A 14,664-nucleotide genomic window follows, 5' to 3' on the forward strand; every position below is an offset into this window, starting at 1 on the left:
TTATATACATCGACATCAGGCTTGTCCTTGTAGAAAGCCTTGAGTTTTTTTATGATAGAATTTATGAACTTTGGGGTTATCCTCAGTTACAAAGGTTTCAATACCTGAAGTATCATAAGCGATAGTGGATGCAAGAGTAGTGTTAATTTCCTGGCAAATAGGTTCTGTAATATCTACAAGGTGGTTAAAGAAGTTTTCCAGGTAAATAACGAAATCTTGTTTGAACCGTGTAAACTGAGAGTTATGAGGGACGTCTGGAAGGCCACAGAATTCACGGGCTTCATGGCATAAATTAAGAAAAATAATGAGTAGCGAAACTGTAGGAATGCCAAGAATTTTCTGCAGAACTAATGCTGAAAGCATTGAAGAGAGTGAATATTTACGGTCTCTCCCTAGAGTTTTGTGGTAAGACCAATAAAAATCCTGTGGTATAAGCGAAGATAAATCAAGATGTTGTGAGAGTAGCTTAAGAAATTTTGGCTTATTATTTTGAAAAACATCTTTACATTCTTCGAATGTGTCAGCAAAAGAAATTTGTTTATAAAGTTTTACCATTTGTTTTCCCCTTCTCTTGTTTAAAATTGGATTAGATACCTATATTTTACTAGAAGCAGAGGGGGAAAACAATAAAAATATCAATTTGAAATGCAGTAAATTCAAGCGTTATAGCATTTCGCAAATAACTAAATAATTGATTTAATTTGGGGGGTAAAATGAAAAAGTTATCAAAAATTATAGCGTTTGTTACAGTTGCAGTAATGTTGATTTCAGTTTTGTCTATAAGTTGTTTGGCAATGGAAGATCTTGATTGGGAAATAAGTGTTGGTGCGTTATTTAAGAATGCTATTGCTGCAAACGATAATATTTGTATTTCAGTGGGCGACAATGGAATAATCTTCAAATCCACTGACGGTACGAACTGGACTCAGCAAAAAATCGCAACCAATTATGACCTTAATGACATTGTTTGGACAGGAAAGGAATTTGTGGCCGTAGGTGATTGCGGAGTAATAATAACATCCTCTGATGGCGATAGTTGGAATATGAAAAAGTCAGAAATATCGATGAATTTACAAGAAATTTTATGGAGTGGAAAATCTCTTGTCACCTATGGAACTGATTATTACAAAAATAAGAGTGTAATATTATATTCAACTGATAGTGTAGAGTGGTTCGCAAAAGAATTTGCTCAAACCTTCATTGATTCTATGGCTTTTAATAATGGAACATTCCTTGCATTAATTCATAATACGAATAAAGCAATGATATCAGCAGACGGTATCTATTGGGATAAATTAGATACTCCAGTACAAACTGCTGACAGCTTTCTGACTTCGTTTAATGGAAATTTCATTATTTACAATGAACCAAGAAAAATATATATATCTAATGATGGATTTCTGTGGAAAGAAACAAATATTGCAGTTGATGAACGTTATAGATTGTTCGAACATGAAATTTGCACAGCTAATGGTTTCCTTTTATTAAGCGGCAATACATCAGAAGCTGTATACACTGAAAATATTAGTGATTGGAACTTAATACAACAGAATGAGATTTCTAAAACTTCAGGAATGTCATCGGTTCGGGATCTGATATATTTTAAAGAACAATACATAGGTATTGTAGCAGATGGATCATTTATTATATCTAAGGATTTCAAGACCTGGCAACGTATTGATGTTAGACCTATATTTACCTTGGATTCGATTGCTTCGAACGGCAAAACTTATCTAACTGTTGGATGCGAAGGAGTGGCATATGTATCCTCTGACGGATTAGCTTGGACTGAATGTAACACTAATACAAAAACTGATTTTATTTGTGTAATCTGGAATGGAAAACAATTTGTTGCGTTAGATAGAAATGGAATCATTTATGGTACGGAGGATGGAACGGAATGGAAGGTTATTTCTTCATTTCCATATCCGTTTATTGAAGACTGGTCGAATGTTAAATTTAAATTTATTCAAAACAAGTATTTCATGATTACAAGTTATTCGAATACTTTTATTTGGTCGTCGGAGGACCTTAAGAAATGGGACAAAATTGATTTTGATGGATACGTGTCTGACATAGCATCTAATGATAAGGTTTTTGTTGCTGTTGGTTACAATATTTTTTCGTCCACTGATGCGAATAATTGGAGCAAGAGGACTAGTAGTGATTTTAGCCGCTGTAACAAGGTTTTTTGGAACGGGACGCAATTTGTAGCTTTTGGTAATGATAATAAGTCCCTCATTTCTAAAGATGGTATTACTTGGACTACTGTATCTAAAAATACTACAGATGATCTTGATCATATCTTGATTACTAGAGATATCTCTTGGAATGGAAAGGAATATTTAGCTCTTGATACTAATTGCGATATAGTTTATTCGACAAATGGAATTAACTGGAGTATATCCGATCTTCCACATGCAGGAAACTATGCTATAGCTTGGACAGGATACAGATATATTTTAGTGGGTGATTATTCTATCAAAACGGCTATACCGAAAGATATAATCAAAGTTCTTGTAAATGGAAAGCCTATTATATTTGATGTTGCACCTAAAATGTCAAAGAACCGTACACTTGTTCCAGCAAGGTATGTATTTGAAGCTCTTGGAGCAGATGTTCAGTGGGATGAAAAAACAAAAACTGTAACTATAACTGGTAATGACAAAGAAGTTAAACTGGAAATCAATAATAATAAAGCCTATGTTAATAATGAAGCAGTACTACTTGAAGCTGCACCTGTTGTTAAAAACGGCAGAACACTTATACCGCTCAGGTTTGCTGCAGAGAGTTTTAATGCCGAGGTAAACTGGGATAAAGATACACAAACAGTAAGTATAAGACATTAATATATGATTTAAAAAATACGCTATCTAATGATGAATTAATATTGTTTGGAATAAGGCATAATATTTTGAACAATCCGAAATTAATTCTGTTTGAGGCACCAGATAATGGGGGGATAAAACTGATGGAAATACCAGGTAAAGTTGTCGATTTATTATTAAAGATTATGGAACCTTCTTTTGTATGTCCTTACTGTAAGAAGAAAGGAATTGCATTATATCAAAAACAGCCAGCTAGAAGGAGAAAATCTTTGTTTTGGAAACAACCAAAGAAGAGAAAGAAAAATGATACTTGCTATTATTGCAATCGTAAGGTTATTGGTTCACCAATAATTGATGTTATAGATTTATTAATAGCCGTAATTATGGTATCAGTTTTTTATAAAATGGGATTGTTTACTGGGACTCATGGTAAGTTATATTTCTTATTATATTTAGTACTTTATTTGTTTATTTGTGAAATTGTTATTGTTATAATGCCAGTTTCAAAGGCGGAAAAACAATAGATTATTTGTTTTGAAGTTGTTGTACCAGTAATGAAAAAATAACTTTCGCTATAATTTTGCAATAATACGCATGCTTCGCATAGGTGTATCGCAAAAAAACGGAAGTTGTTTTTCATTTATGCCTAAATTAAGAATTAGTTCCATGGCAGTTTTGGTGAAGTTGTGGTAAAATTTAAACAAACAACATATTTCGACATAGCCGAAAATTCAGAATGTTTTGTGTGAATATAATTAAATCGGATTTTTTCGTTATTTAAGATAGGAAATTATTTTTTAGCTGTTACTTAAGCTGATATGGGGGACTAATTTTGATACTAAAAAAAGTTTCAATCTGGGATAAACTTTCAAAAAAATATGATTCTTTATGGGTTCAAAAATATTCACTAACTCCTACAAGAAAAAAGGTGCTTTCTATATTAAAACGCTGCAAAAGCGATTTCTCAATGCTTGATGTGGGCTGCGCTACCGGACAATTGCTCAGTGAAGTAAGAAATGAGTTCTCAAGAAGTAAATTGTTCGGAATTGATAAATCGGAGCAAATGATAGAGCTTGCACGTTCGAAAAATATTGATGCTAAGTTCGATTGCGTTTATGCCGAGGAATATGATACAAAAATTAAATTTGATGTTGTTACTTGTTGTCATTCCTTTCCGTATTATCAGGAAAAAGAGCTTGTTTTGAAAAAGGTTGCTTCCCTGCTCAATGAAAATGGTATGGCAATATTTATTCAAGGCAGTATTAACGGTATTTACGATAGAATAGTCATGTCTATTGTTGAAATGACCGCAGAAAAGGCAAATTATCTTTCCAAAAAAGAGTTTATAAATCAGGCAAAAGAATATTTTGTTATAGAAGAAAGCTTCTTGATTAAGGAAAAATGGTTTATGCCATCGATTTGTGGCTTTGTTCTGAGGAGAAAACTATGAAGATACTATTAATTCGTCCACGTCCGCATAAAGAAACTATAGGGCTTCAAAGTGTAATGATATGTGAACCGCTTGAGCTTATGCAGCTATCGGCTGTACTTAGGGCAAATAAGCATGAAGTTGAAATTGTGGATATGATATTGGAAAAGAAGCCAATAGAGTATTTTATCCGTAAATTTTCGCCAGAGCTTGTTGGCATAACAGGTTATATCAGTCACATCGGCATTATGAAAGAATATGCAGAAATTATAAAAAACATAAATAAGAATATAAAAGTGGCCGTCGGAGGTGTCCATGCCACCGTTTGCCCCCATGATTTTAAATGCGAATATATAGATTATATAGCAAGAAGCGCAGAGGAATTTTATAAAATTTCCAATTGCGATGACACAAGCGTGCGCTATGCTTATAGGAATTTGCCGGAAAGATATACTGAAAAATATTATTATTTATTTGCTAATAAATGCGCACTTATTAAAACATCTTTCGGTTGTCCTTATAATTGCAATTTCTGCTTTTGCAAGGAAGTTTCACGTTACAAAGCAAGAGAGATCGATGATGTAATAGCAGAGCTTTTACAAATTCCTCAAAAAGAAGTTTACATTGTCGACGATGATTTTTTATTTAATGGTGAAAGGCTTTTGGAGTTTTCTCATAAAATTAAAGAGAATAAAATTGAAAAGAACTTTCTGGTGTACGGCAGAGCAGACTTCATAGCAGCAAATGAGGATATTATTGAGACGTTATCAAAAGTTGGGCTCAATTCAGTAATTGTAGGAATAGAGGCGTCGACTCAAAATGAGCTTGATAAATTTAATAAGAAATCTAAACTTGAAGACAATGAGAAAGCAGTCAGGACATTAAAAAAGTATGGAATAGAATGTTATTCAACTATAATTTTAGGCGTTGACTGGGATAAAAAGGATTTCAAAAATCTTTATAATTATATAAAGCATCTAGGACTTGTTTTTGTTAATTTGCAGCCGTTTACTCCAATGCCAGGCACGCCGTATTTTGATAAATACAAAGATCAATTGATTATTCCATATAACGAACATGAAAAGTGGGACATGGCGCATCTTGTAATAAAGCCCGAAAAAATCAGTGCAGGAAGATATTATTTTGAGATTTTAAAGCTTTATTATAAGATAACAATGATGCCGCAAAATGTTATGTATATGTTTAAACGTTATGGAATAAAAACAACCTTGAAACTGTCAATTGGAGCAGCTCAAATCAGTTGGCAGTATATAAAGAAGATTATTAGAGGAAGGTGAAACATGAAAGTATTATTAATTCGTCCTCAGGCACCTAATAAATTGAGCTTTATAAATATACTCGATAACGAACCATTAGAACTCGAATATCTTTACACCGAGCTTAAAAACAGGGGTATCGAAAGCTATATTTACGATGGATTGATTGAAAATATCAGCGTAAAAGATACGATTTTTCGGGAAAAGCCAGATGTTGTTGCAGTTACAGGGTATATCACCCAGCAAAAACTAATGATCGAATACTGCTCCCTTGCAAAAGAGTTTAACAGCAATATAATTACAGTTGTCGGAGGGGTTCATGTTCAACGTAACTATGAGCAATTTTACGATGACAACATTGATTACTTATTAAGAAGTGAGAGTGTCTTTGATTTTGGTGAACTTTTATCAGGCACGGAATTGTCAAAAATCAATGGACTTATATATAAAAAAGAGGGGCAATATGTTAAAAATGAGCTTTTGCCAATTGACATAAACTCATTGCCAATACCTGACCGCAGTTTTTTTAATAAGCATAAAAGCAAATATCATTACTTGCATCTGCAAGAGGTCGCAACAATTAAAACAGCGTTTTCCTGCCCCTATAATTGCAATTTTTGCTATTGCACCTTGCTTGCAGGAGGAAAATACAGGGCCAGAGATTTATCTTTGGTTATTGAGGAACTCAAGACAATTGAAAGTGAAAATGTTCAGATAGTTGACGATGACTTTCTAGTTGATAAATCCCGCCTTTTGGAATTTGTCCGACTGGTTAAAGAAAATAATATAAAGAAAACATATATCTGTTATGCAAGAGCTGATTTCGTAGCAAATAACGAAGACATAGTCAAAGAGCTTTGCAGTATTGGTTTTAAGTATTTTCTTGTCGGACTTGAAGCGATTAGTAATGAAGAATTACTGGCTATGAATAAGCAAGTAAGTATTGATGAAAACAGAAAATGTATTGAAGTGCTTGGAAACGCAAACGCTCATTGCATCGCACTTTTGATAGCCCCAATTTCTGCTGATAAAGAATACTTTGATAAGTTATATCGTTTTGTTAAAGAAACAAAGCTTTTATATGTGACAGTATCTATATTTACGCCGATTCCGGGTACACCGTTATATGAAGAGTATAAAGATAAAATCAATTCGAAAGATATTGAAGAATACGACTTTTTGCATCTTGTTTTGGAGCCTGAAAAGCTTACAAAACAGCAGTTTTATATGGAATATTATAAGCTGGTGCTGCGCCTTTACAACTTAGCAAAAAAGTCAGGAATTTATGATTTTATGGATATTAAATTTTATAAAAATATGTTGACTTCTTATTTAAAAAGAAAAATGAGGGGATTTTAGTGAAGGTATATTTTATTCAATCAACGCCTTATTTTGAGGGTAAAAAGCTGATTAAAAAATCACGGCTATATTTTGTCGGGCTTGCTCCCGCAATATTAGCCTCGCTTGTTCCAAATTGGGAATTTGAATGCTGCCTTGAAACAATAGAGGATGTTGATTTTGAAACCGGTGCGGATATAATTGCAATATCAGGTATGGGGCATGCAATTATAAGAAGCCTTGATATTGCAAAAGAATTTAAAAAACGTGGAAAAACGGTTGTAATGGGCGGGTATATGGCAAGTCTTATGCCCAAAGAAGCCAAAAAGTATTGCGACAGTGTTATTATTGGTGATGGCGAAATAGCGTTTCCAAAACTTATTTCAGATTATGAAAATGACAACTTGCAGGAGTTTTATAATATTCCGCTTGAGAATTTGAGTTATCCTCTTCCGAAATATGAGATTTTTAAGGGTAAAAGGATTGGAAATTTTTTGCCTGTTCAAGCAGGAAGAGGTTGTCCGAATTCATGCTCGTTTTGCTCTGTTTATTGCCTGTATAAAAATCACTATATGCGCCGTGAAATTTCCGAAGTCATCAGGGATATTAAATATATTAAAAAGTTGGGATATAAGAAGTTCCTTCTTTTAGATGACAATATACTTTCTGATAGAGAGTATCTTTTAAAACTTTGTGCTGAGATTGAGAAACTCAATATGACCTGGCTTTCCCAGTGCCAAATCTCAATTGCAGATGATGAGAAAGTGTTAAAGGCTGTTGCCAAAAGCGGTTGTATTTCCTTATCTTTCGGTATTGAAAGCATTTCCCAGGAAAGCCTCAATACTATGCATAAGTCTTGGGCTAAAGTATCAAGATACAAAGAGCAGATGAGAAAAATTCAAGCTGCAGGTATCGATGTTTCGACGGAAATGGTTGTCGGTGCAGATGGTGATACAGTTGAAAGTATTCGGAATACTGCAGATTTTATAACAGAAAACAAAATAACTGTTCCACGCTTTTATATTCTGACTCCAATTCCCGGAACAGTTTTTTATAATGAAATGAAAGAGGCCGGAAGACTTATAAGTGAGGATATTTATCAGTTCAACGGGGCTTTTGCGGTGCATAAGCCAATGAATATGTCGGCAGAAACACTGACAGATGAATATTGGAAATTATACAAAGAAGTTTTTTCTCTTAAAAGCATAATTAAACGTACAATTCTGAGAAAAGATTCTCTTAGGCATCCATTAAAAAATCTGTTTTACTTTTATGTAAATTTATATTACAAATATCAGATTTCAAAAGGAATTACCCCAAATATAATTTAAGGGTGGTAAAATTGCAGCTTTCAAAAATTGAATTAAGAGAATATCTTGCTTTTATGAAAAAAGTTTATAAGGATGATAAGAACTTTAAAGATAATAAGACTGGCGTTATTAATATTGCTTGTAAAAAGAACCGTCCTTTTTTTAAATCTTCCTTGCAGGAGATCGTTTGCGTTAAGGAAAATGGTGAAATTCTTTGTGCCTGTGTGTTGATAATAAATAATAAAGCGCCCAAAGAGCTTTGTGTATCCTTTTTTGAGGCCCTTCCAGAGTGCGATAAAGCTGTCTCTATATTAATAAATTATGCAGAGGAATTTGGCAGGAAAAATGCTTGCAGTAAAATAGTAGTAGCCCTTGATGGACATGTTAACTACAGTGTTGGGTTTGGTGGGAATACAGATGTACCTTCTTTTGGAGAAAGTTATTCGCCGACATATTATCATAAATACTTTGAAAATTTCTCAAAGGTCAAATTCGTAAGCTTTTTTGATGTTGCAAATCTGGTTAGAGAGAGAATTGATGAAGATATAAAGAAATTTGAAAAACAAATTGAAAAGACATCTATAGAATATGCTGATTTTGGTAAAGACTTTAATAAAACAATGAAAAGATATACCGACCTTAATAATAAAATTTTTGAGGGGCATAGGTATTATTATTTCAGAGATTATGATGAAGATGCAGATTTGTTCAAGGATATGAGACCTTTATTAGAAAATCACAATCTTATATTTGCAAAACAAAATGGAGAGGATATTGGCTTTATACTTTGGTATCCCGATTATAACGAGCTTGTGCCTGTTGGAAAAGGTGCCTCCATTATGACCTTTATTAAATATAAGCTATTGGCTAAAAGACCCAAAACAGCAAAAGTTGTAGAAATAGCTGTTTTACCTAAATACCGACAATTTGGTGTAGCTTTGTCTCTTTTTGATGCAGCAATAAAAGAAACATCCAAAAACACAAATAAGATAATGAGCAGTTGGATTTTAGATGAAAATATAAAATCTAAATCGCTAACAAGCCGGTACACAAAGCAGCACTACAAGGAGTATTTTACCTATGAAAAAGAAATTTGAAGGAATGGAAATTTCTCTTCCTAATAATGAATGGGATGAAAAAGTATATGCAAATCGTTGGCTTTCAAGTAATATTATACTATCTGCCCTCACAAAAGAACACAAGGTTAAGGCAGTAATTCATCCGTCCTACTGCGCCTGCGAATATAAGATGAAATTGAATCTGTTTACCTTCGGTAAAATTAAAGTGCAGCTTCCGTTTATAGTTATAGCTCCTCCTGCTTCGGTTGATTGCAAGGGATATATTGGTAACGTGCAAGAGATGATTGATGATTATAAAAAGAAAAAAGGTTTGTTTTTAATACTTAATCTTGAGAAAGAGGACACACTAAATATTCATGAAAACTCTACAGCGGTTGGGAAAACTCTTTCAAGCTGTATTTTCTTGAACACATTTGAGAATTTTGAAGATTATCTGACAAAGCTTCGCAGTTCCTACAGAAGAAGAATTAAAACAGCACTGGAAAAAGGACAAAACTTAAAATCTTTGCGAATTAACAATTCGGATTTCAATAATGAGATTTATGAGCTATATCTCCAAGTTTTAAAGCACAGTCAATTCCCGCTTGAAACATTGCCTATAACCTTTTTTCAATTATCAAATTGCAATATTGATGTTTTTTATAATGAGAAAAAACCTGTTGCTTTTGTAATGTATTACATAAATAATACTTTCATGAGCTTTGTTTTAGGTGGAATGAATTATAATTTCAGAGATACTTTTGACCTTTATTATAATATGCTGTTGCATATGCTAAAGATAGGAATAGAAAATAAAGTAAATACCATTGATTTCGGGCAGACGGCCGAAAATACAAAGTGCAGGTTGGGTTGCGAAATTGAAGAAAGGTATATGGCAGCTTTTAGCGGAAGTAGATTTATAACAAAACTTTTATGTCGATTTGCGTATCTTTTGGAGTATAATCAAGAAATTATAAAAAATAATGTTTTCAAATAAATATGATCAAATACTGAACTATTATTACTTGTAATTGACGGTACAATAGGATTTAAAATAGGATAAAAAGATAACAGAAGATTAGGTTCTGTTGCAAAAATAAATTGCATGGATATAATTGGATCATTAATTTACTAATTGAGGTATTAGAATGCAGGTCATTTTCTACAACAGAACCAAGTTTCACCACCAAACAGTATGTTCTTTTACTCCTACATCCAGCATGTTCCTAACTTCAATAGGATCAGGAGATTTTATGGAATACATCAGACTTCTTAGACTTATCACGTTATTCTCCTCTCTCTTAAAGATGCCAAATGGTTCTACAACTCCTGCAACTGTTCTTATTGACCAGTATGAGAGAAATTGTGCATGCTCTTGAACAGAAACGTTAAGTAATCTGCACAACTCAACAAAAGTATTCCAAACAGAAGGAAGCCCAATCGTATTGTATACTTCCATCTTCCTTTTAAGTGCCCTGACTTGAAAACATGTATAAAACTTTCGGAAATCCTCATCGTTGGGGGCCCTTTCAGTTTCTATACGTCCAACCAGTCTATATGGAGGATATGATTCTATGGAACTTACAGTAGAGTAAGAATCGACTGCACCATAAGGGTTTAAAATTACGTTTAGGCTCGTTTCACCTATTCCCACAACCTCAGTCTCTGGAGATGTTCCTACCTTATATCCGTACCATCCAAAGTAATAATTCTCCGGATTTGTCTCCTCAGCATTAAATGGACCATAGTAACGCAATCTTCCAACTTCATTCTCTGGAGGGCAAATTATTAATATACCTTCTATCATTTTTGCATGGATTTCCCACATAGCTCTGGTAAGATCCACAATCTCATCCCAGTGAATAGACACGAAAGATTCGGGTTCTAATGCCTTTAAGACCGTCAAGTAGTTTGCAGTCGCCTCAATTAGAATAGGTAAAGAATAACGGTAATCCCAGGTGGGATCCGGGGGGGTTAATTCTAAATCATATGCAGGAATTGGATATCCGTTTCCATCCAGATCACCACCGTAGAGAAAAATATGCAGTATAAGATCAGGACTTTTCAAGCGCCTGAAACTGGAGTCATCACGTAGTTTGAAAACAGCGCTGTTACCCATAGCATAAGCATACTGTATGTCATAGTTTTCTGGGTTAGTTAAGTAATGTGCTGCAATATTAGCAGCCGAACGGCATTCTATCTTGTAATTGGTCAACATTCTAATTCTTTCAAGTTCATCATGTTGGCTCATTTCTTCAATAACCGATCCAATAAGCTCATTAATATCATTTATTAATTCAAAGAGACAATTCTGTAGCGTATTGTCTTCTTCAGAAGAGAGCAGCCCGAGCAATCCTGCAGCAGCCTGCACAGTTGAAAAAATTGATACACAGCTTGATACAGCGCTAAAAATGTTTTCTGCTGTTTCAATAGCTTTCGTATTCTCAAAGTTCACTTTTTTTAGTAAATCGGCAACTGAACCCATGTTGCACCTCCTTTCAAGTGAAATAAACTAATTAGCCTTATTTTCCTTCAGTTTTGCCTCCAACTGTGTAACCTTATTTTGGAGCTTCATCACAGTATTTTGAAGATCCCGGACTGTCTTTACCAACTCAAAGCGTGCTTCATAGGGACCTGCGTAATTGGATTCAGTTCGTTTCACTATGATTTCATTTCCGGCGAAGGTTATACTTTCAGAGGTACCTCTACGAATTTCCAGCTTACCATTGGAGACGTTTACATTTTCAGCAATATCTATAGAAGCTCCATTAGATGTAACTTTAATTACATTCTCTCCCAGTTTAAGCTTCCCAGACGGAAAACTGACTTCTCCATTGATTTTTACACCACCTGTATAGTCATTTAGGTAGTTGAGCGTCAAATTATCATCTGTGTCATGGACTAAAGCCCTTCTTTGACCTTCTATTCGCTTTCCATTATTATCAAGTGGATGCCGTTCAATACAGTCTAAAATAATGTCAGTTCCTTTACAGTTGAGAACTCTCGCTTTAACAGTTATGCTATCTGCATGCTCAGTAGCTGAAGGATTACCTTCAAGCAAATCTACAGCCTTGATTTTTACTCCTCTGGGATAATCATGCCCATAATTAATTACAAGACTGTCATCAAAATCATGTACTAAAGCCCTTCTTTGTCCGGCTATTCGATTGCCGTTTGCATCAAATGCATGCCTCTCCTTGCAATCCAGTTGGATATCCGTTCCCTGGCAATTCAATACTCTTGCCTGTACAGTTATACCATCCTTATGTTCAGGGTTTCTTGGGTCTCCTTCAAGCTTATTAACTGCTCTGATTGTGACGCCTCCCGGATAATCTTGATCGTAATTGATGGTAAGTCCGTCCTGCTGGTCATGAACCAATGCCCGCCTGAGTTTTGATTGATCCTTGTCAATCCTTCTGTCGTAATTGTCGAGATTAAAATCACATGTTTCAGACTTTAGTGTTGCACCTTTGATAATAACCACTTCGTTGTCCAAACGAATATCACTTTCTGCCATAACTTCAATCCCCCTTTTGATATTAATTAATAGTTATTTGCGAAATGCTATAACGCTTGAATTTACTGCATTTCAAATTGATATTTTTATTGTTTTCCCCCTCTGCTTCTAGTAAAATATAGGTATCTAATCCAATTTTAAACAAGAGAAGGGGAAAACAAATGGTAAAACTTTATAAACAAATTTCTTTTGCTGACACATTCGAAGAATGTAAAGATGTTTTTCAAAATAATAAGCCAAAATTTCTTAAGCTACTCTCACAACATCTTGATTTATCTTCGCTTATACCACAGGATTTTTATTGGTCTTACCACAAAACTCTAGGGAGAGACCGTAAATATTCACTCTCTTCAATGCTTTCAGCATTAGTTCTGCAGAAAATTCTTGGCATTCCTACAGTTTCGCTACTCATTATTTTTCTTAATTTATGCCATGAAGCCCGTGAATTCTGTGGCCTTCCAGACGTCCCTCATAACTCTCAGTTTACACGGTTCAAACAAGATTTCGTTATTTACCTGGAAAACTTCTTTAACCACCTTGTAGATATTACAGAACCTATTTGCCAGGAAATTAACACTACTCTTGCATCCACTATCGCTTATGATACTTCAGGTATTGAAACCTTTGTAACTGAGAATAACCCAAAGTTCATAAATTCTATCATAAAAAAACTCAAGGCTTTCTACAAGGACAAGCCTGATGTCGATGTATATAAAATGGCTTATAGCCTTATGCCTTCTTCAGCCTCTGCAAACAAAGAAATCAAGCAACTCTACATAAACGGCTACTTCTGCTATGTCTACAAGTTTGGCATTATCACCAACGGCCTCGGCATTCCAAGACATATTGCCTTTTTGGATAGTGACTTCAAAAAAAAACATCCTGAAATGCACATTGTGAAAAAATCGGATCCTCCAGGCGAAGAAAAATATATTAGTGATTCCAAATCCCTTAAACCAGTATTTGCAGACTTATTTTAGTATTTTTTTCCATTTTAACCCAAGCACTTTCCTTGGTGATTCAATTTTTGATACGTGCGATACCTACACATTGCTCTTATATTTTCTTAACATTCAAAGGGGCTATAATAAAAAAAAATTCCAGAAATCAAAACCCTAATCTTCCGCGTATTAAATACAATGATGATGGTTGGCCACTTTGCTCCAAAGATTCTTCTGTACCAATGAAACCAAATGGCTGGAGCCGAGAAGAAGGAAGAATCGAAAGATTCAAATGGCGGTGCCCACAGGCAAAACTAATTAAAGGTAAATGGGTTACTTCTTGTGATAACCCCTGTAATGGCAAGCCTTGCGGTCGTGTAACCTTCACATCTCCTGCCATGGATAAACGCATGTATCCAGGTGTGATTAGAGGCTCTGACGAATGGATTTCTGACTACAAAATTAGGACTGTAGTAGAAAAAAACATTCAATACCTTAAGGAGCCTATGGCCTGTGGTAATCTTAAAACAAGAGACAACCTAACTATTAAAGCAGATTTATATCTCGCAGGTATCACACAACTAATTACTGTAATACTTGCAGATAAAATTCATGAGCACAAGTATATACGTAGTTTAAAACCTTTAATCGCTTGATTTACTAACTTACTCTTGAAACTTATGTCTTATACATAAGCTTATTTGTGCTGTAATTTCATCAACAAGGTTCTGGTTTTTCAGTCAAATCACTAACATATATCCCTCTTAAGTTATCAAAGTCCATTTTACATCTCTTCTAACTTTTTACATCTGATTTTTTAAGTCATTTTGCAAATGCCTAATAGTTATAGTATTAATAAATTAAATTAGTTTTTTGTAATACACCCGAATCTTTAAATTTAAAGGGTACCAAGGTACTGATTACATTGTTTTCTTCCAATGATTAGCATATAAACACAGATGACAA

The 14,664-nt window shown here is 34.3% G+C and carries 13 protein-coding genes; 10 read left to right on the top strand and 3 right to left on the bottom strand.

Annotated elements, in window-relative coordinates:
• Positions 1-15: 15 nt before the first annotated feature.
• Positions 16-555 carry an ISNCY family transposase gene (locus tag ACECE_RS0208710; RefSeq protein WP_010246688.1) on the bottom strand — a complete coding sequence of 180 codons (540 nt, stop codon included), beginning with the start codon at positions 553-555 and terminating at the stop codon, positions 16-18.
• 158 nt (positions 556-713) lie between these two features.
• Between ACECE_RS0208710 and ACECE_RS31685 the strand changes: the two genes are divergently transcribed.
• From ACECE_RS31685 to ACECE_RS0208750, 8 genes are all read left to right on the top strand, one after another.
• A complete protein-coding gene (locus ACECE_RS31685; protein WP_010246689.1) occupies positions 714-2,849 on the top strand; it encodes a copper amine oxidase N-terminal domain-containing protein in 2,136 nt (711 codons plus the stop codon).
• Between the two features lie 122 nt (positions 2,850-2,971).
• Complete coding sequence (locus ACECE_RS0208720; protein WP_010246690.1) at positions 2,972-3,352, top strand: hypothetical protein; 381 nt, start codon at positions 2,972-2,974, stop codon at positions 3,350-3,352.
• 308 nt (positions 3,353-3,660) lie between these two features.
• Positions 3,661-4,278 carry a class I SAM-dependent DNA methyltransferase gene (locus ACECE_RS0208725; protein WP_010246691.1) on the top strand — a complete coding sequence of 206 codons (618 nt, stop codon included), beginning with the start codon at positions 3,661-3,663 and terminating at the stop codon, positions 4,276-4,278.
• Entirely contained in the window at positions 4,275-5,555 is a 1,281-nt protein-coding gene (locus ACECE_RS0208730; RefSeq protein ID WP_010246692.1) for a B12-binding domain-containing radical SAM protein, read from the top strand. Before ACECE_RS0208725 ends, ACECE_RS0208730 begins: the two co-directional genes overlap by 4 nt.
• A 3-nt stretch (positions 5,556-5,558) precedes the next feature.
• On the top strand, positions 5,559-6,893 hold the full coding sequence (locus ACECE_RS0208735; RefSeq protein WP_010246693.1) for a B12-binding domain-containing radical SAM protein: 1,335 nt from the start codon (positions 5,559-5,561) through the stop codon (positions 6,891-6,893).
• On the top strand, positions 6,893-8,203 hold the full coding sequence (locus tag ACECE_RS0208740; RefSeq protein WP_010246694.1) for a B12-binding domain-containing radical SAM protein: 1,311 nt from the start codon (positions 6,893-6,895) through the stop codon (positions 8,201-8,203). The genes ACECE_RS0208735 and ACECE_RS0208740 overlap by 1 nt, the downstream gene beginning before the upstream one ends.
• A 2-nt stretch (positions 8,204-8,205) precedes the next feature.
• Entirely contained in the window at positions 8,206-9,279 is a 1,074-nt protein-coding gene (locus ACECE_RS0208745) for a GNAT family N-acetyltransferase (RefSeq protein WP_235715924.1), read from the top strand.
• Complete coding sequence (locus ACECE_RS0208750) at positions 9,263-10,237, top strand: hypothetical protein (RefSeq protein ID WP_010246696.1); 975 nt, start codon at positions 9,263-9,265, stop codon at positions 10,235-10,237. Before ACECE_RS0208745 ends, ACECE_RS0208750 begins: the two co-directional genes overlap by 17 nt.
• A gap of 183 nt (positions 10,238-10,420) precedes the next feature.
• Here ACECE_RS0208750 and ACECE_RS0208755 read toward each other — a convergent pair whose 3' ends face one another.
• Both ACECE_RS0208755 and ACECE_RS0208760 read right to left on the bottom strand, forming a co-directional pair.
• Positions 10,421-11,725: a hypothetical protein gene (locus ACECE_RS0208755; RefSeq protein WP_010246697.1), complete on the bottom strand. Its 1,305-nt coding sequence runs from the start codon at positions 11,723-11,725 to the stop codon at positions 10,421-10,423.
• A 27-nt stretch (positions 11,726-11,752) separates the two neighbouring features.
• On the bottom strand, positions 11,753-12,757 hold the full coding sequence (locus ACECE_RS0208760; protein ID WP_010246698.1) for a hypothetical protein: 1,005 nt from the start codon (positions 12,755-12,757) through the stop codon (positions 11,753-11,755).
• Between the two features lie 161 nt (positions 12,758-12,918).
• Between ACECE_RS0208760 and ACECE_RS31690 the strand changes: the two genes are divergently transcribed.
• Both ACECE_RS31690 and ACECE_RS31695 read left to right on the top strand, forming a co-directional pair.
• On the top strand, positions 12,919-13,737 hold the full coding sequence (locus tag ACECE_RS31690) for a transposase (protein WP_235715925.1): 819 nt from the start codon (positions 12,919-12,921) through the stop codon (positions 13,735-13,737).
• Between the two features lie 47 nt (positions 13,738-13,784).
• The gene (locus tag ACECE_RS31695) at positions 13,785-14,354 is read left to right on the top strand and encodes a hypothetical protein (protein WP_235715926.1); all 570 of its coding nucleotides are present in this window, start codon (positions 13,785-13,787) and stop codon (positions 14,352-14,354) included.
• The last annotated feature ends 310 nt before the right edge of the window (positions 14,355-14,664 follow it).

Origin of the sequence: Acetivibrio cellulolyticus CD2 (assembly GCF_000179595.2) — a bacterium.
GTDB lineage: Bacteria > Bacillota > Clostridia > Acetivibrionales > Acetivibrionaceae > Acetivibrio > Acetivibrio cellulolyticus.

Excerpts from the sequence above, each read along its gene's own strand:
- ACECE_RS0208710 (WP_010246688.1), bottom strand. The coding sequence starts at position 555 with ATGGTAAAACTTTATAAACAAATTTCTTTTGCTGACACATTCGAAGAA.
- ACECE_RS31685 (WP_010246689.1), top strand. The coding sequence starts at position 714 with ATGAAAAAGTTATCAAAAATTATAGCGTTTGTTACAGTTGCAGTAATG.
- ACECE_RS0208720 (WP_010246690.1), top strand. The coding sequence starts at position 2,972 with ATGGAAATACCAGGTAAAGTTGTCGATTTATTATTAAAGATTATGGAA.
- ACECE_RS0208730 (WP_010246692.1), top strand. The coding sequence starts at position 4,275 with ATGAAGATACTATTAATTCGTCCACGTCCGCATAAAGAAACTATAGGG.
- ACECE_RS0208735 (WP_010246693.1), top strand. The coding sequence starts at position 5,559 with ATGAAAGTATTATTAATTCGTCCTCAGGCACCTAATAAATTGAGCTTT.
- ACECE_RS0208750 (WP_010246696.1), top strand. The coding sequence starts at position 9,263 with ATGAAAAAGAAATTTGAAGGAATGGAAATTTCTCTTCCTAATAATGAA.
- ACECE_RS0208755 (WP_010246697.1), bottom strand. The coding sequence starts at position 11,725 with ATGGGTTCAGTTGCCGATTTACTAAAAAAAGTGAACTTTGAGAATACG.
- ACECE_RS0208760 (WP_010246698.1), bottom strand. The coding sequence starts at position 12,757 with ATGGCAGAAAGTGATATTCGTTTGGACAACGAAGTGGTTATTATCAAA.
- ACECE_RS31690 (WP_235715925.1), top strand. The coding sequence starts at position 12,919 with ATGGTAAAACTTTATAAACAAATTTCTTTTGCTGACACATTCGAAGAA.